The sequence below is a fragment of the Cohnella phaseoli genome (assembly GCF_003386235.1).
Lineage (GTDB): Bacteria > Bacillota > Bacilli > Paenibacillales > Paenibacillaceae > Cohnella > Cohnella phaseoli.
In genome coordinates this window covers 1-26,224 of record NZ_QRDZ01000041.1, presented here as the reverse complement: position 1 = coordinate 26,224, position 26,224 = coordinate 1, and the positions used below count along the sequence as shown (strand labels likewise).

The 26,224-nt window shown below is 56.1% G+C and carries 17 protein-coding genes and 1 pseudogene; 14 read left to right on the top strand and 4 right to left on the bottom strand.

Going from position 1 to position 26,224, the window contains the following annotated elements:
• Positions 1 to 67 precede the first annotated feature (67 nt).
• Positions 68 to 472, top strand: a complete 405-nt coding sequence (locus DFP98_RS33800; RefSeq protein ID WP_116065048.1) for a tellurite resistance TerB family protein — start codon at positions 68 to 70, stop codon at positions 470 to 472.
• Positions 473 to 619: 147 nt separating this feature from the next.
• On the opposite strand, the gene yyaC is transcribed toward DFP98_RS33800, so the two are convergent.
• Positions 620 to 1,198: a spore protease YyaC gene (gene yyaC, locus DFP98_RS33795; protein ID WP_116065047.1), complete on the bottom strand. Its 579-nt coding sequence runs from the start codon at positions 1,196 to 1,198 to the stop codon at positions 620 to 622.
• Between the two features lie 144 nt (positions 1,199 to 1,342).
• Between yyaC and DFP98_RS33790 the strand changes: the two genes are divergently transcribed.
• From DFP98_RS33790 to DFP98_RS33775, 4 genes and pseudogenes are all read left to right on the top strand, one after another.
• A complete protein-coding gene (locus DFP98_RS33790; RefSeq protein ID WP_116065046.1) occupies positions 1,343 to 1,726 on the top strand; it encodes a RidA family protein in 384 nt (127 codons plus the stop codon).
• Positions 1,727 to 1,861: 135 nt separating this feature from the next.
• Positions 1,862 to 2,023 (top strand): annotated as a pseudogene (locus DFP98_RS33785) (SDR family oxidoreductase); the annotation flags it as partial.
• 164 nt (positions 2,024 to 2,187) lie between these two features.
• Positions 2,188 to 2,712, top strand: a complete 525-nt coding sequence (locus DFP98_RS33780; protein ID WP_116065044.1) for an RNA polymerase sigma factor — start codon at positions 2,188 to 2,190, stop codon at positions 2,710 to 2,712.
• Entirely contained in the window at positions 2,696 to 3,472 is a 777-nt protein-coding gene (locus tag DFP98_RS33775) for an anti-sigma factor (protein ID WP_116065043.1), read from the top strand. The genes DFP98_RS33780 and DFP98_RS33775 overlap by 17 nt, the downstream gene beginning before the upstream one ends.
• Positions 3,473 to 3,550: 78 nt before the next feature.
• On the opposite strand, the gene DFP98_RS33770 is transcribed toward DFP98_RS33775, so the two are convergent.
• Positions 3,551 to 6,895, bottom strand: coding sequence for a collagen binding domain-containing protein (locus DFP98_RS33770; protein WP_116065042.1), 3,345 nt, complete (start codon positions 6,893 to 6,895; stop codon positions 3,551 to 3,553).
• Between the two features lie 216 nt (positions 6,896 to 7,111).
• On the bottom strand, positions 7,112 to 8,113 hold the full coding sequence (locus DFP98_RS33765) for a stalk domain-containing protein (RefSeq protein ID WP_246016995.1): 1,002 nt from the start codon (positions 8,111 to 8,113) through the stop codon (positions 7,112 to 7,114).
• A gap of 251 nt (positions 8,114 to 8,364) precedes the next feature.
• Between DFP98_RS33765 and DFP98_RS33760 the strand changes: the two genes are divergently transcribed.
• The 9 genes from DFP98_RS33760 to DFP98_RS33720 all read left to right on the top strand — a co-directional run bounded on the left by DFP98_RS33760 (position 8,365) and on the right by DFP98_RS33720 (position 25,989).
• Complete coding sequence (locus DFP98_RS33760; protein ID WP_116065040.1) at positions 8,365 to 9,753, top strand: sialate O-acetylesterase; 1,389 nt, start codon at positions 8,365 to 8,367, stop codon at positions 9,751 to 9,753.
• A gap of 17 nt (positions 9,754 to 9,770) precedes the next feature.
• Positions 9,771 to 11,795: a hypothetical protein gene (locus tag DFP98_RS33755; RefSeq protein WP_116065039.1), complete on the top strand. Its 2,025-nt coding sequence runs from the start codon at positions 9,771 to 9,773 to the stop codon at positions 11,793 to 11,795.
• Between the two features lie 180 nt (positions 11,796 to 11,975).
• A complete protein-coding gene (locus DFP98_RS33750; protein ID WP_116065038.1) occupies positions 11,976 to 13,643 on the top strand; it encodes an extracellular solute-binding protein in 1,668 nt (555 codons plus the stop codon).
• An 86-nt stretch (positions 13,644 to 13,729) separates the two neighbouring features.
• On the top strand, positions 13,730 to 14,629 hold the full coding sequence (locus tag DFP98_RS33745; protein WP_116065037.1) for an ABC transporter permease: 900 nt from the start codon (positions 13,730 to 13,732) through the stop codon (positions 14,627 to 14,629).
• 16 nt (positions 14,630 to 14,645) lie between these two features.
• A complete protein-coding gene (locus tag DFP98_RS33740) occupies positions 14,646 to 15,524 on the top strand; it encodes a carbohydrate ABC transporter permease (protein WP_116065036.1) in 879 nt (292 codons plus the stop codon).
• Between the two features lie 90 nt (positions 15,525 to 15,614).
• On the top strand, positions 15,615 to 17,372 hold the full coding sequence (locus tag DFP98_RS33735) for a sensor histidine kinase (RefSeq protein ID WP_116065035.1): 1,758 nt from the start codon (positions 15,615 to 15,617) through the stop codon (positions 17,370 to 17,372).
• Positions 17,373 to 17,374: 2 nt separating this feature from the next.
• Positions 17,375 to 19,048: a response regulator gene (locus tag DFP98_RS33730; RefSeq protein WP_116065034.1), complete on the top strand. Its 1,674-nt coding sequence runs from the start codon at positions 17,375 to 17,377 to the stop codon at positions 19,046 to 19,048.
• Positions 19,049 to 19,072: 24 nt separating this feature from the next.
• The gene (locus DFP98_RS33725; protein WP_116065033.1) at positions 19,073 to 21,022 is read left to right on the top strand and encodes a DUF4838 domain-containing protein; all 1,950 of its coding nucleotides are present in this window, start codon (positions 19,073 to 19,075) and stop codon (positions 21,020 to 21,022) included.
• A 26-nt stretch (positions 21,023 to 21,048) separates the two neighbouring features.
• Positions 21,049 to 25,989 carry a DUF4838 domain-containing protein gene (locus DFP98_RS33720; protein WP_116065032.1) on the top strand — a complete coding sequence of 1,647 codons (4,941 nt, stop codon included), beginning with the start codon at positions 21,049 to 21,051 and terminating at the stop codon, positions 25,987 to 25,989.
• 2 nt (positions 25,990 to 25,991) lie between these two features.
• Here the strand turns inward: DFP98_RS33720 and DFP98_RS39570 are convergent.
• Positions 25,992 to 26,224, bottom strand: a 233-nt coding sequence (locus DFP98_RS39570; protein WP_220377211.1) for a hypothetical protein, incomplete at its 5' end; no start/stop codon positions are given.

The following is a 26,224-nucleotide window of genomic DNA, read 5'->3' as shown; positions in this document are numbered from 1 at the left end:
AAAAACAACCGATTTCGGTGCAAGATGAAGCAAGATCACATCTGGCGATACGAGGAGCTGACTGCGGTTGTTTTTGCATTTTTTACAGGGAAGAGAGCATCGGGAAATTTTCATGGAGCTGGCTCATGCCGTCGCCAATGCGGACGGTTTTGTCAGCGGCAACGAGAAGAGGTATTTGCAGTCTGTAGGCTTCGAGCTGGGGCTCGAGGATTTGCGAATCGTTAAGCCGACGAGAGCGCTGAAGGAAGTATTGTCCGAGATTACGGACCGGCAGGTTCAGCATCTCTTTTTTCTGGAAATTCTGCTGCTTGCTTATGCAGACGGAGACTATTGCGACGAGGAAAAACAGATCGTAATGGACATGAAAGAGGCGTTCGGAATCTCGGAAGAGACGTATGAAGAGTTCAGAGAGTGGGCGATTTCGTACGATCGACTCAGAGCTCAGGGCATGCAGCTCATATTGAATCAATAGACAAGTTAAGAGGCTGTTCCGTAAGCGCGTCGTACAAGATTATCAAGAAGCGAAAAAAGCATCGGAGGGAGATAGATGCATACAACGCTCATTCTCGATAAACAATTCGTACAGCTGTGCTACACTTGCGGAACAGCCTCTTCGATTTCAAGGAACAGCCGGTCTAATCGCGCGATTTGCCGACATGCGAATTCCGATGAGCAGACTGCGGGAGATCAGGCCGGACATGCTCATCACCAGATGCAGCCGAGTGCTCTGCAAGGCTTGATACCCGAGCAGCCCACCGATGTTCACGATGCCGGATACGTGAATGTCGCCAACCGGAGGCAGCTGTTTATTGACGCCTGCACCCGGTCGCAGCGGGCCGTCTCCAACCATTACGGCGCCAATGCTGGACGCTTGTCCGAGACAGGCGTCGACGCCGATGACGAACGGATCGTCGAACAGCATTTGCAGCTTGTCCATCGTATCCGCGAGATTCATCGCATGAACGGGATTTTCCAACGTGCCGAAAATATCGAATTCCGAAGAGCGGTACTTACCGAGCATGGTGCCCGTCAGAGGGCCTAGCGAATCTCCCGTGCAGCGATCGGTGCCGATACAGACGACAACGATGCGCCTATGCCTCGGAAGCTTTCCGAAATACGCGCCGAACTTGTTCGCGAGCCGCATCGTAGCAGCCGAATCGTTATGGAAGACATAGCAGGGCATAGATGTAATGGACATTGCTTCACCTCGTTAAACAGGGATGATAAGCTCGAATCGCTATTTCTAAATGAATGATACATTATGTATCGGAAAAAGACTGTCACATTTTCGCCTGCCTCCGACGCAAGTTGCGAGGAGGTTCGACAGCCATAGAGGAGAACAATGAATAGAAAACGAGTATTTACAGGGTCGCCATGGGAGCCGCTTGTAGGGTACTGCCGAGCTATACGGATCGGGGACAGAATCGAGGTTGCGGGAACGACGGCGATGAAAGACGGCGAAGTAGTAGGCGTCGGCAATCCTTATGAACAAACGAAGTTCATCCTGCAAACGATAGAACAGGCTCTCATCGAATTAGGCTCCGGCATGTCGGACGTTGTCCGGACGAGAATGTTTGTCACGGATATTTCCAAGTGGGAAGAAATCGGCAAGGCGCACGGCGAGTTTTTCAAGGAGGTTCAACCTGCCGCGACAATGGTTGAGGTGCAAGCGCTAATCGACCCTCGGCTCCTTGTCGAGATTGAAGTGTACGCAATTTTGCGATAACCCCGATTAAAATCAAGGGAATCTCGAAGCTGTCTCCCCTGCTATCAGTTCGATAGATGGAGGGTTATTCGACGGTTCCCGGATATCCGTATTACGGGCAAGAAACGAAGTGCCGGCAGGTGCCGATCACTTTCCTCAGCCGAATACGTGAAGACGTTCGGGCTCGAGACGCCGATGAAGCGCGCCGGACAGCCGTTCGAGCTGGCTCCGACGTACGTCTATTTAGCCTCCGACGATTCCTCCTACGTCACCGGACAAGTGCTTCATGTCAACGGCGGGGTGATGACGGAGACGTAATAGCCGCGACCTTCGTTTTTCTTCCGCCCGCCGGGTTTCCGGCGGGCTTTTGTCGTTCCGCCAATCTCTTATGCGCGAGTTTTTTATCTTTTTTCATCCGACAGCAAACTTTCCGCTTTTTCGCCGGGTAATACTTATAGAACAGCAGGAAAGAGGGGATTCGAGTGGACAATCGGTTGATCGAACGCATTCTCCAAGGAGATCGCAGCGCGTTTCGGTCGCTGTACGACGAATATTTCGACTATGCGATGCGCACCGCCAAGCTTGTGACGAAACACGAGGAGTGGGCGAAGGACGCGGTGCAGGAAACGTTCCTTCGGATATATCGGAACATCTGGCAGTACGACAGGAGCAAGCCGTTTAAGCCATGGTTCTATTGTATTTTGCTCCGCGAGTGCTACAGGGTGATGGAACGGGAGAAAAAGGTCGTGCCGCTAAGCGAACAGCTTGAGAAAATCGGCGTGGAACAGAAGCTGCCCGATGTATCGGTGGACGTGTACGAAGCGCTGCAGTCGCTGGACGATCTGTATCGCATTCCGCTGATTTTGAAATATTTGCACGACTACAGCGAGAAGGAAATCGCCGACATGCTGGACGTGAATTTGAATACGCTGAAATCGCGCTTGCTTAAGGGACGGGAAAAGATGAAGAAAGGGCTGGGAGGCGAACGCTATGGAACGGAATCTTAAAGACACGCTGCTCGAGAAGAGCCGTTACGCCGAGGAGACGAAGGAGGAGCTATGGGACCGGATCGAAGCGAGGCTGGACGATGAGCCGGCGACGCCGTCGAGAGCGGAAACAAGAGCGCGGGCACCGAGACATTACACGGGGGAGGGCAAACGATCGATGAGAAAATTACAAATTGCAATGGGGGTCGCCGTCGCTTTTATGGCTTTCGGGATCTTCCTGGCGATGCCGGCCGGAACGGCTTTTATGAAAGACGTCAAACAGTGGTTTGCGCCGGAGAAGAAAGTCGAGGTCGAAGTGGAGGGCCAGAAGGAAGAGACGGACCAGAAGCTCCATCAGAACGAGGAGAGCAAGTACGTCATCTACTACGATCAGGAGCGTTACAAGCTCGTTCAAGAGGGCGGCAAGGACGTCATTACGACGAAGGAGCCGCTGCCCGAGCGATATCCCGAAGTGTCGATGACGATCGAGCAGGTTAAGGACGTGAAGCCGGAAGACCTGATCAAACGCTTGAGCGGGGAATTGTCCGGCAAGTACGAGGACGTGCGCAAAGTCGAGAAGGTGTCGGAGCCGGTGCAGGGCTACATGGTCCGGGCGCTGGCCGGAAAGGAATGGGATAGCGAGGTTGTCGTCATCTACGCCGTAGACAATGGAAAGAACGGCAGCTTCGCGATTACGGAGAAGTATTTCTTCGAAGCGTCCGAAGGGCACGGCGCCCGGTTCTATCAGATGCTGAAGGAGTTCGAGGTGCTGAAACAATAAACGTATTCGAAGAAACGGCGATACGGGTCATGCCGACCCCGATATCGCCGTTTCCTTGTTCGAAATACAATTTGCCGCTTAGATCGATTTGCGGCGGATGCTGCGGTTAAATCCAAGCCATAACCCAGCCGCGATTAGAGCGGCTCCCGCCGCATAATACGGAAGCGGATTCGATTCGCCGGTCTTCGGAAGGACGCCTGACCCTCCGGGAGTATTCGATCCCGGTTCCGTCTCGGGCTCTGTGCCGCCGAGCGGGATGTCGTCGTCCGGAACTTCCACCAGCTCCTCGCCCGGGTTCTCGGGCTCCTCTGGATTAACGGGATCGACCGGATCGGTCGGAGCTACAGGAATTTCTTCCGTCGGCTCGCCGGGATCGACCGGTTCAACCGGTTTTACAGGATCTACAGGGTCGACCGGATCTACTGGCTCGCCTGGATTGCCTGGATTGCCCGGGTCGACCGGAGTCGACGTTCTATTGTTCTTTACCGTAATGACGACTGTCTTCGTATGGTCGACTGTCGTGCTGTCTATGGTCACGTCGTAAAGCGTTCGATCGATGGAATAACCTTCCGGCGCCTTGGTTTCTTCCAGGACATAGTCGCCGAACAACAGGTTGGCGAAGCGCAGTTCGCCCTTCTCGTCGGTCGTGCCAGTGCGCGGCGCGCGATTGCCCGACTTGTCGATCAGCTTGAATTCCGCTCCCGCAAGCACAGTGGAGGGATTAGCCGCGTCAACCTTGACGACTTGCAGCGTTCCGGTCTCGCCGCTTCCCGAGCCCGAACCGGACGAGGTGCGCACGACGATTTCCTCCATTTTCTCCCGAAGTTCCGTCGTCAGTCCATCGCCTTCCAAATAGACGGTGTTGCCGACTTTCTCTTTATCGTTCGCCTTAATTACGGAACTGTACTTCAAAATGTACGGCTTGTCGATCGCCTCCTTGAAAACCAGCTCGAACGATTGCGCACCGTCCGTATCGGTTCGGATCTGAAGCGTGAAAGCTTCGTCCTTCTTCAGCTCTTCAGCCTCGGAGATCGATCCGTCGGCCTTGACGGACGTCGCGTACAGACGGAAGGAATCCGCCTCCAGCTCCTGGTTCGGCGTCGGCACGTCGATGACTTTCACATTGGTCAGATAGGACTGTCCCTCGTTGATCCGAATCGTCCAGTCGATCGATTTGCCGTTCTGAACACCGTACTTGCCTACATACTGGCCGCCGTTCGGTACGTTTACTTTAGCGTCCCATGTCGTCTTTTTTACGCCGCCGATCAGAAAATCCGCATAGTTAAAAATTTCGCGTTCGATCAGCGAGCCTTCCAGCGTAGTCTTGAACGAGAGCCAGTACGGGGAAGAGATTTCTTCATTAAACCGGACGGTCAAGACGTTGTCGTTGTCCGCATTCGGAAGAACAACCTCATATTCGTCCTGGGACACCTCGTCTTTTCCTTGCTGTACGCCTCCGTCGGGCTTTATCGTCATCGGGTACATTTTCACGGAGTCGGTCACCAGCTTCTGGCCTTGCAGCAGCTTGTCGGAGACGCCGACCCCGCCAAGTTTGTCGCGGTTGTAGTTGATGAGAACGGTCCAGGTGATTTCCTTAGTCTCCGCATTATACGAGCCGGATTTGCCGCCGTTGTTTTTCGTGTGGCGGTTCAAGTCGAAGTCGACTTCCGCAACCGCCTCTTGCTCTTTGCCGTTCTCATCCGTCCAGGTGACGACGGCTCTGTTGTAAATTCGTTTGTCGGCATCCTTTAACCATTGCGCATCGAATTTCGTCTCGTAGCTGATCGTGTAGGTGTCGACGACATCGGCATTAAAGACGATTTCGAAGCCGTCTTTCAGGTCCGTATAAGCAAGCGAGTAATCGATTCCGCTTTCCAACTCCTGGCCTAGCGAATTTCTAATCTTCAGGCTGTCCGGAATCAGTTCGAGACCGCCGTTCGTGAACGTATCCGCAATTTTAACGTTTTTCATGACGTAACGGCTGCCGTCGGGCTTCGTATCGGTATTGATTTTGATTTCCCACTTCGCCGTTTTCTCTTTGTAATCCGCCGACTTATGCGACTTGACGATCACGCCCTGCTTATGCCGCTGGCTGGCTTCGGCTTTGCCGCCAAGTCCGTCCGTCACGACGTTTTTGATCGTGTCCCCGATTGTAGGACGTTCCGAGGGCTTTGTCCGATATTTGATCGTATACGGCGATGTCACTTCGCTCAGGAATTGCAGTTCGAAGCCGTGAGCGGTTTCCGTGATTTCGTACAGGTTCGATCCAAGCGCTTCTTCGGTATCGCCCTTGAACACCTGGAACGAACCAGATACGAGCGTCTGCGCGCTGCCGAACTCATCCTTCAGCCAGGCTTGGGCTTGAGGAATCGAATCGCCGCTAAAGTTGTAGCGAATAATCCAGTCGATGACGCCCGAAGACGAATCGTATCGTCCGACCGCTTTATCCAGCCGTTTGCCGCGCTCTATCGTTACGCTGGCCGTTGCCTGAACGCTCTCGATATTCGTTCCCGACAGCGTAGCCGTGTTAACGAACTTGCTCTGACCGCCCTCGATGTCCGTGGAATATTCGATCCGGTACGCTCGGTCGATCGGATCGGCGAACTTCAGCTCGAATCGGTCATCGAACGCCTCCAACGAATAAGCGTTCGGATCCACCGTCGCTCCCTTTGCCGTCGAGCCGTCCGCATTCACCTGCAGCCGGTACACCTTGACAGAATCGGCGATCAGCTTCACCCCTTCAGGCATCGGGTCGGCAACGGTTGCCTGTTCGATTTTTTCCAGCTTCTTATTGATGTCGATCGTCCAGTCGATTCGGCTGTTGTCGGCCGCCGGACGGCCCTGCTTGTCGACCGTCGTTTCAACGTCCGGCTTCAGTACGACAACAAGGGTCTGCAAGCCGTCTCGAACCGGCACGGGGATGACGACCTCCTCGCTGCCCTTGACGATTTCCACGCTGAACTCGGTAACGATTTTCAATCCGCCTTTAACGTTGGAATGGTTCTCCACGTAATCGTTGAAGGTCATGACGACTCGTCCGCCACGGTCAACCGTGAAGGAGCCGACGGTGCTGTCGCCATTGGCGAGCGGCCCTTCAATCTCCGTATAAATGGCGAACTCCGGCGGCAGGTCGAACGAGAACGTATCCCCCGCCTTGTAGCCGTGACCGTTCGGCAGCTCCCATTCGAATTCCAGATGGACTGCGGAGCCGATCTCGAAGCGGTAATCCGGATTGTAGACCGCATCGACGACCGAGCCGTGCGCATCCTTCAGGATCACCTTAGTCAGAATGTTTTCTTCGATTGCCGCCGCGGGCGCTCCGACGGTTTCTTCTCCCTCCGCAGCATATACAGCCGAGCCTCCGACAAATACATTAACGATTAACAGCCATACGATTCCCAATGCGGACATGCGTTTTTTCATTTCGGTACAGGTCTCCTTTTCTCTCCTTTTCTTTCAGCGGTTCTTGTGTTGGTGCGTTCGAAATCGTGTTATCCGGTCTCAAGTGTGCGGGTCGTTATGCCCCAAGCACCGCTGTTAGGGCGATTATAAGGAATCTATCTGAATAAAAAATGAACAGCATCCAAATCTTGACCTTAATAGATCGAGATGGATGCTGTTCTGGTTGTATAGATAAAGTTAAATCAGTCTGCGAGCTGTCACGAATCTTTTTTTCCACTTCTCGTCGAAGTCGTCGAAGTGAACGCCCTTGTCCTTGGAAAAGGTATGCAAAATGCGATTGTCGCCCGCATAGATGCCGACGTGTCCGATCTCAAGCCCGCGCGCTCCGAAAAATAGCAGATCCCCCACGCGAAGCTCGTCCAATCCGACCTCGCGCCCTTCCTTGGCCTGATTGTACGAGACGCGCGGCAAGTCGAGCGACAACACTTCCTCGAAGACGTGATGAACGAAGGAGGAGCAGTCGAACGTATCGGTCTGATCAAGCGCGGCGCCGAATTCGTAAGGCGTGCCTATGTATTGCGTGCCGAAGGCAATCAGCTCTTCGCCCTGAAGCTTGGCAAGCTCGGGACTCGTATAATCGGTGTACAGCGGCTTGGCCGAGACAAAACCGATCCGATCGTCCTGAGTGCGAACCTCCAGCCACTTCGCGTCGATCTCGCGGAGCACCTGAATTTTCTCGCCCTTGGCCAGCATGCCGCGAATCGGAGTATCGGGGCTGTTGTCGGGCTCGGTTCGCAGATTCACGCCGTAAGCGACGGAATTGCGGAATTCTCGAAGGGTGGAGATCGAAATGTCGTTAAGCGCAGGGTGCCACTGCACGACATTGCCTAACGATTCTCCGACAAAGCGCAGCGGCAGCATGACCGTTCCGTTTATCAGGGATCCCGGCTGCGGTAGCGGGATCGTTTTTCCGTTCAGTTTAGCCGTTTTCTCCCCGATGCGATAGGTGAGAAGAATGTCGTCCTTCACCGCGTTTACCGTCTGAGTGGCGTTCGACCACCGAACCTCGGCTTTCTGCGACTCGAAGACCGCCCGCATCGGGACAAACGTAGTTCCTCCCGCGATGACCGGGTCGACAGGCAGAACGAGCTTCTTTCCGTCTATGTAGATATCCGGCGCGGCGCCCGTCTGCGCGTGCGCAGGCAGCGCTTGTCCGAGCAGCAGGCCCAATAAGGCCATGGATCCGATTCTCTTTAGCATCTTGCCGTGATCATCCTTTCTATGTATGCCTTATTAGGTTTGACGAGAGGAAAGGACGGTTTGTTGTGTGGAAAATGATGGGTGCGGCAGCGCGCGGCTCCTAAAGCGGTTCCGCTCCTTTCCTGACGAATCGTCAAAACGGTAAACAGATGTACCCGAAAGTAAAGACAAGTGTATAGAACGCGCTCCCCCTCGCCCGTATAATTTTCGACAAAGGAGGAGGAGCGAGTGTGACAACGCGTACGTTCGGCGCAACAATTACGGAAGGGCCGCAGCATTGGGCGATCGTCCAGAGGCAACGGGAGAGCGGAACGATCGCCTTGGCGGGCGAATGGTCGACCCGCGACGGAAGCCGGCCCGATCAGCCTACGGTCCACGCGCGCGTAGTCCACGAGGACGGGAGAGGCGCCGTAGTTCCCTGGATTCGTTGCGCGACGGGAGAAGACGGAACGTGGTCCGTCCGCCTTGAGGTGCCGGAGGGCGGGCTCTACCGCATCGAAACCTGCCTTCGCCTGAATGATCTTCAGCCTATGGAATTGGCTGCGAGGGGAGATATGATCCATCATATCGGAATCGGAGATATCTGGGTTATCGCCGGGCAGAGCAATGCGACAGGTTACGGGAGGGGAGCGGTCTCCGATTCGCCGGAGACGGGCGTTCATCTGCTACGCCATAACGGTCGCTGGGATTTGGCGACTCATCCGTTCAACGAGTCGACCGATACCGTCCAGCCTTTGAACGGAGAGCCGGTTAACCCCGGGCACTCGCCCTATCTGGCGTTTGCCAAAGAGCTGAAGAAGGCGACCGGCATCCCGATCGGCCTGCTGCAGACGGCTCTGGGCGGATCGCCCCTCTCGCGTTGGAATCCGAACGAAGACGGGGATTTGTACCGGAATATGATGGAGGTCGTCGGGGCGGCCGGGGGAGAGATTAAAGGCGTGTTATGGTATCAAGGCTGCAGCGATTGCGACTCGGAGAACGCTCCGTCTTACTATCGCCGGTTCGCGTTGATGGTGGAGCGCTGGCGCCAGGACACGGGCGACGACAAGCTGCCCTTTCTCTCCGTACAGTTGAACCGGAACGCTGCCTATGCCGAGGGAATTGAAGGAGATCGCTGCTGGGGCCTGGTCCGCGAAGCGCAGCGTCGCGCCGCGGAACGGATCGCGGGGGTTGAGATTGTTCCTTCTCTCGATAGCCCCCTCTCCGATATTATTCATAACGGGCCTGCTGGTAATCTGATGATCGGATGGCGATTGGCGAACACGGCGCTGGGGGCCGTTTACGGTAAAGCGATCCCCCATCGGGCCCCCAATTTGGCTCTTGCGGTGCGCGGCGAAGCCGAGCAGACCGTATTGCTCCAATTCGATGACATTCATGGACAGTTATTCGCGGTGGGGCCTGGGGAAAGGATTTTTTCCATAGAAGACGAGAAAGGCTTCCATGTTGTAGACCGATGGCAAGTCCGCGAAGGAAGCCGGATAGAATTGATCTTGTCTCGTCCGCTTGAAGGTAAAGCCTTCGTTCATGGTGCGTTCGAAGCCAATCCGTCCGCGTTCCCCCTGCTCGATACCGGTACCCAGCTTCCGATGCTTTCGTTCTACGGCGTCGAGATCGAATAGAAAACAGGTGAATAGCAATGTCCGATTACGCTTATATGCTGCGTTTTACCCTTCATCCGGGCCATTTCGAAGAGGAACGTTTGGAGGAACTGGTCCGCTTCTGCCGACAAAGCCGGGTCGACGATGTTATGTTTTTTATCGCGCCGCTTAATCTCAATCATATTTCCGAGAAGGAGGCGGACGAATGGTTGAGCGCGATCCGCCGAGCCAAGCATGCACTTGCCGCCAATGGGGTGACGACGTCGATCAATCCGCTGAACACGCTGACGCACGACTCCGCCGGCGGCGTTCTGCCGGAGGGGCTCGATTTCCGCATGATGGTCGATCCCTACGGCAACGAGTCCGCCGTTACGCCCTGCCCGCTCTGTCCGAAGTGGCGCGCATATATCGTCGATATGTATTCTCGGTATGCAGCGCTGCAACCTTACTCGTTATGGATAGAGGACGACTTTCGGTTTCACAATCACGGACCGCTTGCATGGGGAGGCTGTTTCTGCGAGGAGCATATGCGTCTGTTCGCCCGCGAGGCGGGCTCGGATTCAATTGGCCGAGAGGAGTTCGTCCGCGGCTTATTGGCGGCCGGAGAGCCGCACGAATATCGGCGAATATGGCTGGACTCGTGCCGACAGACGATGGTAGAATTGGCGAATGCCATCGGCCGAGCCGTTCACCGCGTCTCTCCGGAAACCCGCATCGGGCTCATGACGAGCCATCCTGCCGCTCACGCCGCGGAAGGGCGGGATTGGCACGGAATCCTTGGCGCTGTCGACGGCGACAGTAGGGCGATCGTCCGGCCGCATCTGCCGGCATATATGGAGACGAGCGGTATGAGCTACGCTTGGGAATTCAATGCGGTATCGCGCTTGACGGCGGCGCTGCTGCCGGAGACGACGGCCATGTATCCCGAGCTGGAGAACGTTCCTTACACTCGCTTCGCCAAGTCGGAGAAGTTTCAGAGATATCAGTTGGAGACAAGTCTGCTGCTCGGCAGCAAAGGAATTACGTTAAACGTCGTCGACATGGTCGGCAACGGGGTATATCCGGAAGAAGGCGCGCAGCGTTGGTTGAACGAGGCCAAGGATTTTCTGAATTCGGTCGCGTCGCTTCGACTGCGTTCCGGACGAATGCGCGGAGTTCGGGTACTCGTAGACGAGCGATCTTCTTACTCGCTTCAAACGGACGGTCGGATTGAGATGGAAGCGCTTTACCCGAGTGAGACGTTCTGGGCGGGGCTGTTGTCGGCTTACGGCATTGCCAATGCCGTCTCAGTCGATACGCCATTTGAATCGGAAATCGTCGCGGTGTCCGGCCAGCTTCTTCGCGGCCGCAGCGAAGCCGCAATTCGCGAGCTGTTCGCCAAGCATGCCGTACTGTTGGACGGAGAAGCGGTCGACACGCTTGTCGGGCTGGGACTCGGTGAACTGTGCGGCATCCGGGAAGCGATATGGCGGGAGGCGCAGACGATCGAGCGGATCTGCAACGATCGAACGTACGCCGGGATTAAAGAGGGCAGGATGAGGCCGTATTTGGCGGTTGCGCGTTATTTGGATATCCGCTACGATCCCGGCGCAGCGGAGTGCTTCTCCCGCATCGTCCGGCCGGACGGGGCGGATTTATGTCCCGGCATGGCGATCGCAGGAGGAAAAGTTTTTATTATGCCATACGGGCAAGAGGGGCATTACGGCTTGTTTAATCCGATCCGCCGGGCGGTCGTTCACGAGGCGGTCGAGAACATTGCGGGAGCGGGAGGCGAGCCGCTGCGGATTGCCAGCTATGCGCCTCATGCCGCCGTGTATGAATACGAGACGGACGACGGCGCAGTTATTGCTGTGGCCAATCACTCTTTGGACGACATCGAGGGCATAACGCTCGCGGGGCCGGTCCTTGCTAACGGAGACTGGGTACTATATAGCAGAAATGAGCCTTTGGGAAACAAACAGGAGCTGTTAGAATCCGACGGAACAATCGCCTTGAACGCGAGGGTGCCGGGGCTGTCGATGATCGTTCTGCACTGTCGCGTCCGGGATTCCGCAAGGAAGTAAACGAAAGTGTACGAATGTAAAATCTAGTGTATAGAGGCCGCCCAAGAGGGTCGATATAATGAGGTCACGAGATATAAGTGTTAAATAAAATGACCTGTAAAGTTATTTTTATGTTACTTATTCTCGAGTATGGCTTGCACATCCGGTTCGCGACAACACATTAACAAGGGGGATTTCTGGATGAAACGCATGGGCAGAATCGTACTGTTAAGCTTGCTAGCCGCAACAATGGCATTCGCGGCGGCATGCAGCAAGGGGAACGAGTCGAACGAAGGGAGTCAGAAGCCATCCGCCGGCAGCGCTTCGTCGACCGCATCGGGAGAGGCGGAGGGACCCATCGAGCTTACGATGGCCCGCGAGAATGAGGCGGACATTAAGTTTCTCGCCGGGGAGACGATGGACCAGAACTCGGTGACCGAGGCGCTGGAGCGGGATACCGGCATCAAGATCAAAAACATGTGGGTGGCGGAAACCGCCCAATACGAGCAGAAGGTGCAGATGAGCATCTCCTCGAACGACATTCCCGACCTGATGGCCGTCACGATGGCTCAGCTTCAACAGCTCATCGAAGCGGATATGATTGCGGATTTGACGGAGCTGTACGAGCAGCATGCTTCGCCCGAGACTAAAGCCTACTTAACCGGAGACGGCGGCAAGCAGCTCGATTCGGCCAAGCATGCGGGCAAATTGATGGCGATTCCGCAGACGAACGGTCCTTACGGAGCTTCTACGCAAGTGTGGATTCGCCGGGATTGGCTGAAGCAGCTGAACCTGCCGGAGCCGAAGACGATGCAGGACGTGCTTGCGATCATCGACGCGTTCGCCAAGCAGGACCCGGGGGGCACGGGCAAGGCCTACGGCTTGCCGCTGACCAAGGATTTGTTCAAGGATGTCACATTCGATATCCGCGGCTTCTTTAACGGCTATCACGCTTATCCGACGCAATGGGTCAAGGACGCTTCGGGCCAGCTCGTCAGCGGCGACATCCAGCCGGAGATGAAAGAGGCGCTGAAGCAGCTTCAGGATATGTACAAGGCCGGCCAGATCGATCCGGAATTCGCGGTCAAAGATCTGGTCAAGGAGAACGAACTGCTCGCTTCCGACAAGATCGGAGTCGTATACGGACCGTTCTGGCTTAGCGCTTACCCGCTGAACGGCAACGCCGTGAAGGACGGCAAGCTCGTTCAGGACTGGTGGCCGTACCCGATCGCCTCGATCGACGACAAGCCTGCCAAATCGCAGATCGAGCTGGGAGTGGCCAAATACTACGTCGTTTCCAAGAAAGCCAAGCATCCCGAAGCGGCCATCAAGCTGCTTAACAAATGGGTTCAAGCGTATACGATGCCTACGGATTCGGACAGCGTGTATTTCCTGCAGAACGACGAGGCGGCAAGCTACTGGAAGCTGAGTCCGATCAAGGTGTTCTCGCAGACCGAGCATCTCATGCTGGGAGAGATGGTCCCGAAAGCGGTGGAGGCGAAGGATCCATCCTCGCTTACCGGTCTCGAAGCTCCTAACCGTTACGGTAAAATTGTCAAATATTTGGACGGGGACGTCGGGGAGTGGGCCGAATATCCGATCTCCGGACCGGGCGGCGCGTTCTCGATCATGTTCGATTATTCCAAGGCGGATCGCTATCACTTCAACGAATTTTACGGCGCGCCGGGCTCGGCCATGCTGGAGAAGAAGCCGGTCCTCGACGCGAAGATGAGCGAAACGTTCATCAAAATCATCATGAATCAAGTATCGATCGACGAATTCGACAAGTTCGTGGAAGAGTGGAAAAGGCTCGGTGGAGACGAGATTGCTGCGGAAGTGAACGAGTGGTACGCAAGCGCAGTTCAATAACCGCCGTTTAGTCACCGATTAAGAAGGAACCGGACGTTCCGCCGCGAAGCCGCGGCGGAGCCGTTCGGCACGGGAGGCGTCTTGCCATGATCATCAAGAGGTTCGCCAAGGAATGGCCTCTTCATCTATTGCTGTTGCCCGCGATTGTTCTGGTTATCGTGTTCAGCTACGTTCCGATGGCGGGCATTGCCATCGCCTTCGAGAAGTTCATTCCCAGCAAGGGCATTTTTCGCTCCGAATGGGTCGGATGGGCCAACTTCCAATATATGCTGGAATATCCCGGCATCGGCAGAATCGTGTACAACACCCTTTTCATCGCCGTGATGAAGATCGTCGGCGGCCTGCTGGTGCCGATTACGATAGCTATTTTGCTCAACGAGGTGCGCAAAGAAGTGTTTAAGCGCACCGTTCAGACGCTCGTCTATTTGCCGCATTTTCTGTCCTGGGTGCTGCTTGGCGGCATTCTCGTCGACATTTTGTCCCCGTCCTCGGGCATTGTAAACCGACTGCTCGGCACGTTCGGCATTGAACCGGTATTTTTCCTCGGCAGCAACGATTGGTTTCCTTATACGCTCGTGATCTCGGACATCTGGAAGGAGTTCGGCTTCAGCACGATCGTGTACTTGGCCGCGCTGACCGCCATTAACCCCGCGCTCTACGAAGCGGCCGAAGTGGACGGGGCCGGCCGGCTGAAAATGACTTGGCATATTACGCTGCCGGGCATGCTGCCGATTATCGTCCTGATGGCGACGCTGAGCGTCGGCAACATTTTGAACGCCGGCTTCGAGCAAATCTTTAATCTTTACGGACCTGCCGTCTACGAGAGCGGCGACATCATTGATACGTTTGTCTATCGCATGGGATTCGAACAGGTGCACTACGGATTGGCTACGGCGGTTGGACTGCTGAAATCCGTCGTCTCGCTCGTTCTCCTGTCGGTTTCTTACGGCATGGCGTACCGTTTCGCGGGATACCGGATTTTCTAGAGAGGAGTTGGCGTATATGCGTATGTCCGCCAGCCGCAAAAGCTTCATTGCCTTCAATTATATTTTTCTGGCGCTGCTGTCCCTGCTCTGCTTGTTTCCGTTGATCCATATGCTGGCCTTGTCGTTTAGCTCGGGAGCCGCGGCGGCAGCGGGCAAAGTGGGATTGTGGCCCGTAGAGTTCACGACGGCGGCGTACAAGAACATTATGAACAAACCCCAGTATTTGACGGCGTTCGGAGTGTCGGTGCAGAGATTGGCGCTCGGCACTTTGATCGGGATGGTTCTGACGATTATTACGGCCTATCCGTTGTCCAAGGAGAACCGCAGCTTTCAGTTCCGTACCGTCTATGCCTGGTTTTTCGTCTTTACGATTTTGTTCGGCGGCGGTCTTGTGCCCTGGTTTATGACGATTCGACAGCTTGGCCTGATGGATTCAATCTGGGCGCTCGTTCTTCCGGGAGCGGTATCGGTATTCAACGTCATTCTTCTGCTCAACTTCTATCGGGGACTGCCCAAGGAGCTGGACGAATCCGCGAGAATGGACGGAGCGGGCCATTTCCGCACGTTGTGGAGCATTATCGTTCCGCTGTCCAAGCCGGCGCTGGCTACGGTAGGCCTGTTTACGATGGTGCTGCACTGGAACAGCTGGTTCGACGGACTTATTCTGATGAATCGCCCCGAGCATTATCCGCTTCAATCGTTTCTGCAGACGATCGTCATTCAGAGGGACATGAGATTTATCAGTGCGGACGACGTGGAGCTGCTGAAGCAAATTTCGGACCGCACGAGCTCGGCTGCGCAAATTTTCGTCGCCTCCGTACCGATTCTGCTCGTTTATCCGTTCCTGCAGCGCTTTTTCATCAAGGGGATCGTCATGGGTAGCGTGAAGGAATAACAAGCTCGATTCCGGCTTGCCGGACGTCCCGGTCTCTGTGGTACAGTGTGAATACGACACGCGAACGCATTCGTCGACCGGGAGGCAGCCATGGATATTCAGAAGAGCACGAGGAAAAATCGCTTAACGATTTTCGCGAAGCTGATGCTCACATTCGTCGCCGTATTAGCCCCTCTGTACGCCCTCACGCTGATCATTAACGAGAAGGGGGCGCAGAGCATCCGCGGCGAAATCGCCCAATCGATCGGAAGCCGCAACGATTCGTATTTGGCGGTGCTGGAGATGGAGGTCGAGAGGGTGGCCCGAATGCTGCCCGAGTACGTTGCGGACAACGACCTTATGGCGCTCAGTACGACCGGGAGCGCGATGAACGATTACGAGAAAATCGACAATATCCGGGCTATTCAGAGACGAATCAATCTGATTAAATACAACAGCACGTACATCAATGAAGTCAGAGCGTACATCCCGCTGCTGAAGCGCACCATTCTGAGCTCCAAGTTCGATACCGACGTGAATATGGAGGAGTTCGAGGCTTTGCAGCTCAGAAACGTTCCCGAGCCGGAGCTGCTGACGTTCTGGAACGACCGGCTGTTCGTCGCCATGCAATATCCGACGATTCCCGATCGGAGAGCGACATTCGTCGTGGGCGTGGAGTTCTCGACGGATAAGCTCAGGCGGTCGCTTGGCGGAACGATTGGCATTCCGGAGGGCCATGCCGCTCTTCTGAACGTGAATCGGAATTGGACGATCGCCAGCGAGAGCGACCCGGGCAAAATCGAGCAGCTGCGCGCCTACATGGTCGAACGAATGCAAAGAGGCGTATATACGGGGTACGAGAAGCTGGCGGTGAACGGAATTCCTTATATGGTTTCCTACAAATATTCCGAGCTGTTGTCGTCCTATCTTGTCAGCTATGTGCCGGAGAGCTATGTGACCGGTCCGCTCGATAAATACCAGTATTGGATTCTGGGAGTATCCGTGCTGTCCGTCTTTATCGTGCTGTTCTTCTCGATGTCCATCTATCGCATGATCCACCGTCCGATGAAGGAGCTGATCGTCTCCTTCAAACGGATGAGAATCGGGGAGATCATGCCGATGGCGTCGCCTTCGCGGCACGACGAATTCGACTACTTGTACAAGGCGTACAACGAGACCGCCGTTCATCTCAAGACGCTAATCCAGGAAAATTACGAGCAGAAAATCCACAGCCAGCGCTCCGAGCTAAAAAGGCTGCAATCGCAGATCAATCCCCATTTTCTGTACAACTGCTTCTTCGTTCTGTGCCGGCTGATCAAGTCGGAGGATCTGGAGCTGGCGTACCGCTTCTGTCTATATGTCGGCGATTATTTTCAGTTCATTACCCGCGACGATTCCGACGAGGTGACGCTGGAGACGGAGATGAAGCACGTCCGGACGTACGTCGACATCCAGATCGTCTGTTACGGCGATAGAATTCAAGTGAGGTTCGACGAATTGGATCGCGATATCGCGGATCGCTATGTACCGCGCCTGATCATGCAGCCGATTGTGGAAAACGTATACAAGCACGCGATCCGGGCGATGGTGTCGGGCGGACGCGTTGCGATTCATATGGAGCGGCGGGAGAGCGATTTGTTCGTATACGTGGAAGACAGCGGCGACGGGCTGACGGATCGGGACATCGAGCTTCTGAACCGCAGGTTGACACTGTCGGCGCACCATATCGAGGATACGACGGGCATCATTAACGTCCATCGACGCATTCAGATTATGTACGGCGCCGATTACGGCCTGGCGATGTCCAGATCGAAGCTCGGAGGCTTGAAGGTGACGATGCGGCTGGCGCTGACGGAAGGGGAGGATTGAACGTGTACCGATTGCTGATCGTGGACGATATGCCGATCATTACGGACGGCTTGGCCAAGCTGTTTCGCAAAGAGCTCGGAGAGGAATTGGATATCGTCACGGCCTATTCCGGAATCGAGGCTCTGGACCTTCTGGAGCGGGAGCGCATCGATATCGTATTGTCCGACATTCTGATGCCGGGGCTGGACGGAATCGAGCTGCTGAAGGAGATTCACGATCGCTGGTCGGCATGCAAGGTCATTCTGCTGACGAGCCACAGCGATTTCAATTACGTTCAGAGCGCGCTGTCGCTCGGCGGGCTGGAGTACATTCTGAAGACGGAGAGCGACGATAAGATCGTACTGGCTGTAAGGAAAGCGATTCAGGCGCTGGATAAGGACGCGGACGCCACGAGGCTGATCCGCAAAGCCGAAGAGCATATGAGATTGGCTCTGCCGACTCTGCAGAAGGAGTATCTGAGCGCGTTGATCCAGGGCAAGAAGGTCGGCCAAGAGCTTCTGGCCGAGCATTTCGCGAATTTGCGCCTTTCGCTCCGGGCCGAGCAATCCGTGCTGCTGCTCGTCGGCCGGATCGACGATTGGAACGAGATTATGAAGGCTCCCGACAAATCGTTGATCGTGTATGCGGTTCAGAACATCGTCGAGGAGCTGCTTGCGGAGTTTGTCTTGTCGATCTCTCTCGTCTACGAATCCTCCAAGATCATCTGGCTCATTCAGTCCCGGGAGACGGAGAAGAGCGACCGGGAGGCGGCCTTCCGCGGCGTTAACGGCATGCTGGAGCACATTCAGGGCAAATGCGCGGAGCTGCTCAAGCAGTCGGTGTCGTTCGTGCTGGCCAGAGAAGAGACGCCGTGGAATGAAGCATCCGACCGGTTCCATGAGTTGACTGTTCTTCTCGCGCGAGGACTGGGCGGCCGCAAGGGCGCGCTGCTGACGGAACCGGGCGCGACGGAAGGCAAGGCCGGAGGGGGGCTGTCCGAAGGAGCCGATGGTCGTGGGTCCGCGGCCGCAAAGCAAGGCATCCGGCAGTTAACCGGCAAAATTCCGCTGCTGCTGAGCTTTCTGGAAAGCGGCAACGAGGAGGAGTTCGCGCGGACGTACGAGGAGCTGGCCCCGGTGTTCGCGGACGAAAGCTTCCCGGGCATGCGCAAAATCGAGCTGTACCACGCGTTATGCTACGTGTTCTTGACCTTCGTTAACAAATACGGCCTGGAGAACGAGCTGAGCGCGCAAGCGGATTGGAACAAGCTCGTCCGGTACGACGACGGCGTGTCGTGGCATCAATGGTACGCTTTCTTCGGCCAGCTGGCATCGTTGATTTTCGCCGCGAACCGGGAGGACCAGGAGCAAAGCACTCATGACGTCGTGCGCAAAGTGCATGAATTCATCGAGACGAATTTATCGGCCGACCTGTCGCTCATACAGTTGGCGGACCACGTTCACTTGAATCCTTCCTACCTGTCCCGGCTTTACAAGCAAATGACCGGAACGGGTCTGTCGGAGTATATGTCCGATTTTCGCGACCGCAAAGCCAAGGAGCTGCTGACGGCCGGCCATCTGAAGGTGCATGAGATCGCCGCGAAGCTGGGCTACAACTCTTCGCATGCGTTTATCCGGTTTTTCAAAAAGCAGAACGGTATGACGCCTCAGGAATACAAGGAGCTGCAAGGAATCTGACGGTTTTTGAAGGGGGAATGGCGAATGGCGGCTCGGAAATCTGCAGTAATTTATATCCTCTCGACCGGAAGGGAGGAACCTGTCGCTTATGCGGCGGAGGAGCTGCGAAAATATTTGTCCGCAATGTCCGCAGTGGAGGTCGAGATTCGCAGTGAGGATCGTTTAGGCCGGGACGTTCCAGGTATACGGATCGGGTTGTTCGAGCCGGAAGGATCGAGTCCGCCCGGAATGGGCGGCTCAGGGGATCGCAAGGATGAGATTCGCATCCGCGTGGCGAACGGAAGCGGCGTTATTCTGGGCTCGAACCCTGGCAGCGCGTTGATCGCGGTCTACCGTTATTTGCGCGAATTGGGCTGCAGGTGGGTAAGACCAGGCATCGAGGGCGAAGTCGTGCCGCGAATTGACTTTCTGTCCGAATCGGTCGAAGTGTCGGAGGCGGCATCTTATCGCTTCCGGGGAATTTGCATAGAGGGCGCGAATCGTCTCGAGAACGTCGTCGATCTGATCGAATGGATGCCCAAAGTCGGCTTTAACGGGTATTTTGTTCAGTTCAGGGAAGCTCACGTTTTTTTCGAACGATGGTACGACCATGCGAACAACCCGTTGAAGCAAAGCGATTCGAAGCTGACGGTAGAGACTTCGCTTTCATTCGTGCAAGCGATTGCAACGGAACTGAAGAGGCGCGGCATGGAGTATCACGCCGTCGGACACGGATGGACGTGCACCGCATTCGGTATTCCGGGATTGGGCTGGGGGAAAGCGGCCCAAGCGGAGGAAGCGGAAGTTACGCCGTATTTGGCGGAGGTGAACGGAACGCGGGGATTATGGAAGGGGGTGGCGCTGGACACGGAGCTTTGTTATTCCAATCCGGAAGCGAGAAGGAGGATGATCGGCGAGATCGTACAGTACGCTTCGGAGCATGCGGAGGTCGACGTTCTTCACGTCTGGCTGTCCGACGGGCACAACAACCAGTGCGAGTGCTCGTCCTGCGTCGGGGCTACGCCGTCGGACTGGTATGTGCTTCTGCTGAACGAGCTGGATGCGGCATTAACCGAAAAGGGCTTGGGAATCCGCATCGCGTTCCTGCTTTATCAGGAGCTGCTGTGGGCGCCGCTCAAGGAGCGGTTTAGGCATTCGGAACGGTTCGTCATGATGTTCGCTCCGATTACCCGTTCGTACCGCCATACGTTCGCCGAAGCTTCAGTGTTGCCGAAGATGGTCCCGCTGACAAGAAACCGCATCGTTTTTCCGCTTACGGTGGAAGAGAACGTCGCTTTTCTGAAGCAGTGGCAGGAATCGTTCGTCGGGGAAGCCTTTGATTTCGATTACCATTTTATGTGGGCGCATCAACGGGACCCGGGACAGACGACGATCGCGAAAATATTGCACGAGGACATTCGCCACCTGCGCCGACTGGGATTGGACGGATACTTCAGCTGCCAGGTTCAGAGGGCTTTTTTCCCGAACGGTCTCGGGTTGACGGTGATGGGCATGACGCTATGGGATGAGACGACGGACTATGAACGGCTGATCGAGGAGTATTTCATAAGCGCATACGGTCCGGATGGTTTAAATTGTCGGAATTATTTGACTATTTTGTCCGAGCGTTACGAACAAATCGGCTTGGAGCGTTGGGCCGAACGAGACCGGAAGGACCCGGCTGCGCTCAAAGCGGCTTTCGCGGAGATCCGCGAGCTGCTCGTCCGGTTCGGGCCCGTGATCGAGAAGAATTTGTCCGCCGAGCAAGCTTGCCATTCCGTCTCCTGGCGCTACTTAAGCAAGCATCGGGAAATCTGGCTGGAAATGACGCGCATTCTCCAACTGTTTTACGAACAAAAGCTCGACGAAGCCCGCGAGAATTGGGCCGCATTTAAGCTCAAGCTGTGGGAGATGGAGGACGAGGTTCAGCCCGTTCTGGACGTGCACAACTTCGTTATCGTCTTCGATTGGATCATTCTCGACACCGCTTCATAATCCATTCTACGTATGGAGGCGTTCCTATGATCAGGTACAGGCATAGAAGTAGAGGTTCCTTCCTGGCAAGAACCGGTATGGCGCTTATCGCCGCTCTGACGATGCTGATGTCCTGCGTTCAGCCCGCGGCTTACGGTGCGGAGAAAGGCGAGGACGGAGAACGGGCCGTTGTCGGCTCGGCTCCGCGTGATCTTTCCGGGCATTGGGCGGCGGAGCAGCTATTGCAATGGTTGGACAACGGCTGGATTCAAGGCTACCCCGACGGGACCGTTCGGCCCGACACGACGGTTACAAGGGGGGAGATGGCCGCGCTGGTGAACCGTACGTTCGGTTTCGGCGTCGGGGAAGAGAACGATCAGGCATTTAAGGATCTGACGGCTGCGAATTGGGCCTATAAGGAGCTATCCGCCGCAGTGAGCGCAGGTTATTTGCAGGGATACGGAAGCGGCGAGATCGGAGCGCTGCGGAACGTGACCCGGCAAGAGACAGCCGTCGCGATCGCTCGGCTGCTCCGATTGGCCCCGGGCGCGCACCAAGGCTCCGCAGCTCAATTCGCGGATGCGGAGCGAATCGCCAAGTGGAGCAAGGATGCGGTGGACGCCGTTGCCGGAGCCGGCATCATGAAGGGCTATGCGGACGCTCGCTTTAAACCCGAAGCGTACATAACCCGGGCGGAGCTTGTTGTCCTGTTGGATCGGGCGCTGGCAGAGGAGAGCCGCTCGTTCGGACGGGCGGGATCGTACGGGCCGTCCATGGGAGCTCGCGCGGTGCAGGGCGACGTCGCGATTAATGTGGCTGGCGTTACGTTGCGCAACATGGTCATCTCCGGCGATCTGATTGTCGGGGAAGATGTGGGCGAAGGAGACGTTGTTCTGGACAACGTTACCGTTCAAGGCGAGACGGCGATTCAGGGAGGCGGACCGAACAGCGTTCATCTCCGCAATGCGACGCTGAACGTCGTGCGGATCGAGAAGGCCGGCGGAGGCGTCCGCATCGTGCTGGAAGGGACGACCAAGGTGCTAAGGCTGATCGTTCCGGCAGGTCTGGGCGCAAACGTAACGCTTGTCGTAGAGGAAGGAGCGAGCGTGGCCGAACTGAGTCTAAACGAGGCGATCCGAGTGCTCGGAAAGGGCAAGATCGGCAAAGCCGTCTACGGAGAAAGAGGGAGAGATACCGTGTTCGAACGTAAGCCGGACAGCGAGGAGGGCGGAGGGGTTTCGTCAGGCGGCGGCACCGCTGGAACGGGTGCTTCGGGATCGTCGGGAGGAACGCCATCTCCGTCTCCATCCCCGTCCCCATCGCCAAGCCCCGAGCCTACGCCATCGCCGACTCCAGAGCCTACAGCCCCGGCCATTGTCGCCGACGGAGTGTCTCAAGCGGACATCTTCGTCTCCTCGTCGGCTGACGAGATGGAGATGCTTGCGGCGGAAGAGCTCAGAGATACGTTGAAGAAGGTGAGCGGAGCCGAGCTTTCGATCTACAAGGGGGACCTGGATGGCGAATCGGTCAGTGCGACGCTGTGGAGCGATACGCTGAACGTGAGCAAGTCGGGCGCGTATCCGATCCGGATTTCCCTGATTAATAATGGGAACGAGCCTGTGACGATCGACTTCGCGCAGACGGAGGGCGACCCGATTACCGTCGCGTGGGGCGGAGAGACAACGCTTGCCGCCAAACGAAGCGCCATCGTCGAAGGAACCGTAACCGTTCCGGAGGCGGCCCCGGAAGGAACGCACACCGTTGTTCTGCAGGCAAGCGCCGGCGGCGTTCCATTCTCCGATCTGACGCTGACGGTTAACGTCGACCGGAATTTGATCCGCAACGGCGGATTCGAGCTGGGCGGAAGCTTGCCGCAAGGCTGGATCGTGCCCTCGGGGGCGAGGGACGAGCAAGTGGCGCGAACCGGACAAAGCTCTCTGCGCATCGATCTCGGAACGCATCCTTACATTAACGCAACCACTGAATTCAAGATCATGCTGGAGCGAGGCAAGGAGTACACGCTTCGAGCATGGGTGAAGGGAACCGCCCCCGCCGGGCAGAAAATCGTCACGCAGTTCATGCGCATGAAGAACGACGGAGGCTACGAAGACGGCTCGGGACAGCAAGTAAACGATATTACGGACGAGTGGAGCCAAATCGAGCTTAAATACACGCCGAGCGCCAACGCCGTATTCGATTTTCACTGGGTCTATTTCTACGCCGTTCAAGGAACCGATCAATTGTGGATCGACGATGTTACGCTCATGGAGACCGTTCCGGCAGAGGAGCCCGAGCCGGACGGCAATCTGATCGACAATGCGGGATTAGAGACGGCGTCGCAGGACGGCCTGCTCCCGACGGGCTGGGACGTGCCTTCGGGCACGCGCGACAACCAGGTGGCGAGAACAGGAACAAGCTCGCTTCGCATCGATCTCGGGGGACGGGAGTATATTTACGCCCGTACGGATCAGCGGCTTCAGCTTCAGGCCGGGACGGAATATACGCTCGAAGCTTGGGTGAAAGGCGAGGAGCCGTCGGGACAGAAGGTGATCGTGCAATACTCGGAGATGGGCAACGACGGATCGACCCAAGCCGGCACGCCGCAAACGGCTTTCGACGTCGACGACGAGTGGACGAGAATAGAATTGAAGTATACGCCCGTTGCGGAAAATCAATTGGATTACGTCTGGATTTTCTTCTTTACGGTAACGGGAACGGAGCGGCTGTGGATCGACGACGTGAAGCTGACGCCAACAGGTGGAAATCCGAGCGCGTACCGAACCGGCCCTACGATCGCCAAGGATACGGCCGAGGTTCAGGCCTTGAGCCTCGAAGGCGGCGAAGGAGCGGAAGAAGAGCGGCTGCAGATCGTGTTGGCGACCCCGGATTCTTATCCGGGCCTGGCTAATCTCTTCGCGGACGACATCGCTTATCTTGCGGATTCCGACGGCTTCGCGATCCGCAAAGTCGGCAACCGGATTTACGTGTTCGGGACGGAGCCTAAGGGCGTTCTGAGCGGCGTCTACGATTTCTTGAACGAGAACGCCGGGGTATTATGGACGCGATCGAGCATAACGGACATCGGTACCTTGTTCGACCCTCAGAGCACGATTGCCGCGACGAAGATCGACTACCGCGAACGTTCTCCTTTTGCGCTGCGAGGGTTTAACTTAATCGGTTACGGCGCCAATGGAGAATACCACGAGGATCCCGGCACGGAAGCGATGATCGCGCGCAATAAAATGAACGCTAAGCTGGCCGAATTTGCCAACCAATCTCTCTGGAGCCGTCACGAGAGAGTCGGAGTCAAGTCCGTCACCTTGGGTCATAACCTAGGCTACTGGCTGCCGAACGAAGAGTATTTTGCCGAGCATCCGGACTATTACAATATGGACGTGAACGGGGAGCACTACATTCCCGTAGCCGACGATACGCAGATCAACTTCTACCATCCCGACGTTCCCGGGGTGATCGCAGGGCGCGTGCAGCAGTTTCTGCTAGAAAATCCGATCGACTACGTCGGTATCGGCATCAACGATACGCATTATTTTCAACAAGGCTCGCTCAGCTCGTCTCCGTTCGTTACGGAGGACGGCGTGACCGTGTACCCGAACGAGCCGGATTACAAGTCGACGGTGTTCTTCGCTTTCCTGAACAAAATCGCCAGGCAAGTGAAATCGACCAATCCGGGCGTACAAATCGTGACGTTCGCCTACTTCTTCACGGACGTTCCGCCGCGTTTGCAGCTTGAGGACAATATCGTCGTCGTCCTGGCTCCGCTGTCCGGGGACGACCGCGTGCCGTTCAATACGGAGGACGTCGGCAATCCGAACTACCCGCACAGGCTGAAGCTTGAGGGCTGGCTGCAAAAAACGCAGAACGTCATCATGTACAAATACTACGGTTCGTTCTTGTCCGGCGTATACGAAAGGCCGATCGCCGCCAAGGTTCAAGCGGATATGCGGTATTACAGCGATGTCGGGGTAATGGGAGTGATGCCGGAAATCGCCATGGACGCCCGCATTCCCGACTGGTCGATCAACGCTCTGCAATATTGGCTGTTCCAGCAGCTCATGTGGGACCCCGAGGCCGATCTGGAGCAATTGAAGGCGGATTATATTCGCAAAGCCTACGGAGCGGCCGCCGCCGCGATGACGACGTATTACGATCTGATCGAGCAAGGCTGGAATCAATACGACGATCCGATCGGGTACAATACGAGCGCGAACACCTATATCGGCAAATACGTCATCGAAGCGGGTATCAAGGACGCAGCCCAAGCCGCCTTGGACGAGGCATGGGCGCTTGCGGACGACGACGGCAAAGCCAGGATTGAACCGATCAAGACGACGTTCGAGCGAGTTGTAAGAGAGCAGCTCGACATTCCGTATCTGGAGGCGAAGGCGGCCAGAACGAACGCCGACAAGGCCGACATCGTCGGCGCGACCGATTTCGAGCAGGGGCCGTGGGCCGCAGCCGAGCCGGTAACGGAGTTTTACGTCATGAACACGCAGAATCCGGCACCCGTGCAGACAAAAGTACGCCTGCTCTGGGACGATGAGAACCTGTACGTCGGCTACGAGAATTTTGACGCCGATCCGGCCGCGATCGTGGCTAGCGATACGGCGCCCGGCGAATGGTGGGCAAGCGGGTCGGACGACGATAACGAGACGTTCATTACCGGCCACCCGGCAGCCGCGTCGTATTACGTTTTCTTCAACAACGCCAAAGCGCTGAAGCTGGAATACAGCGGTCCGGTCCAGAACAGCGGCTATAACGGGCAATGGGAGGCTTATGCCGCCATCGGAACGGATCGCTGGAACTCGATTCAGGTCATTCCGTTCTCCAGCATCCAAGTCGACCCGACCGTAACGAAGGATCTGCAGGGCTACTTCTTCCGCACTTACCGCCAAAACGGGTTTTACGGCTGGGGCGTCGGAGCGGTGTGGAGCTCCTCCAGCTTTCATCCGATCGTTCTGGAGGAATAGGCTTATCGAAACCCTTGATTTTGGACGATTTGTACGATTTTCCCTACAAATGCTCGTCGTTTAAGCCTGAATTGAACTGCTTTGTACGATTTTCCGAACAAACGTCCGCATATCAGCCCGGTTCGAGCTGCTTTGTACGGTTTAATACGAAAATTCGGACTACCTTTAAACGCGCGTTGTAACGGATTTTGGACAAAAAAAGACCCCCCGCCCCAAAAATCCGTTTGGATTTTAA

Coding starts and splice junctions, on each gene's coding strand:
- yyaC (WP_116065047.1), bottom strand. CDS start 1,198: ATGTCCATTACATCTATGCCCTGCTATGTCTTCCATAACGATTCGGCT.
- DFP98_RS33790 (WP_116065046.1), top strand. CDS start 1,343: ATGAATAGAAAACGAGTATTTACAGGGTCGCCATGGGAGCCGCTTGTA.
- DFP98_RS33775 (WP_116065043.1), top strand. CDS start 2,696: ATGGAACGGAATCTTAAAGACACGCTGCTCGAGAAGAGCCGTTACGCC.
- DFP98_RS33770 (WP_116065042.1), bottom strand. CDS start 6,895: ATGAAAAAACGCATGTCCGCATTGGGAATCGTATGGCTGTTAATCGTT.
- DFP98_RS33765 (WP_246016995.1), bottom strand. CDS start 8,113: ATGGCCTTATTGGGCCTGCTGCTCGGACAAGCGCTGCCTGCGCACGCG.
- DFP98_RS33755 (WP_116065039.1), top strand. CDS start 9,771: ATGTCCGATTACGCTTATATGCTGCGTTTTACCCTTCATCCGGGCCAT.
- DFP98_RS33750 (WP_116065038.1), top strand. CDS start 11,976: ATGAAACGCATGGGCAGAATCGTACTGTTAAGCTTGCTAGCCGCAACA.
- DFP98_RS33745 (WP_116065037.1), top strand. CDS start 13,730: ATGATCATCAAGAGGTTCGCCAAGGAATGGCCTCTTCATCTATTGCTG.
- DFP98_RS33740 (WP_116065036.1), top strand. CDS start 14,646: ATGCGTATGTCCGCCAGCCGCAAAAGCTTCATTGCCTTCAATTATATT.
- DFP98_RS33735 (WP_116065035.1), top strand. CDS start 15,615: ATGGATATTCAGAAGAGCACGAGGAAAAATCGCTTAACGATTTTCGCG.
- DFP98_RS33725 (WP_116065033.1), top strand. CDS start 19,073: ATGGCGGCTCGGAAATCTGCAGTAATTTATATCCTCTCGACCGGAAGG.
- DFP98_RS33720 (WP_116065032.1), top strand. CDS start 21,049: ATGATCAGGTACAGGCATAGAAGTAGAGGTTCCTTCCTGGCAAGAACC.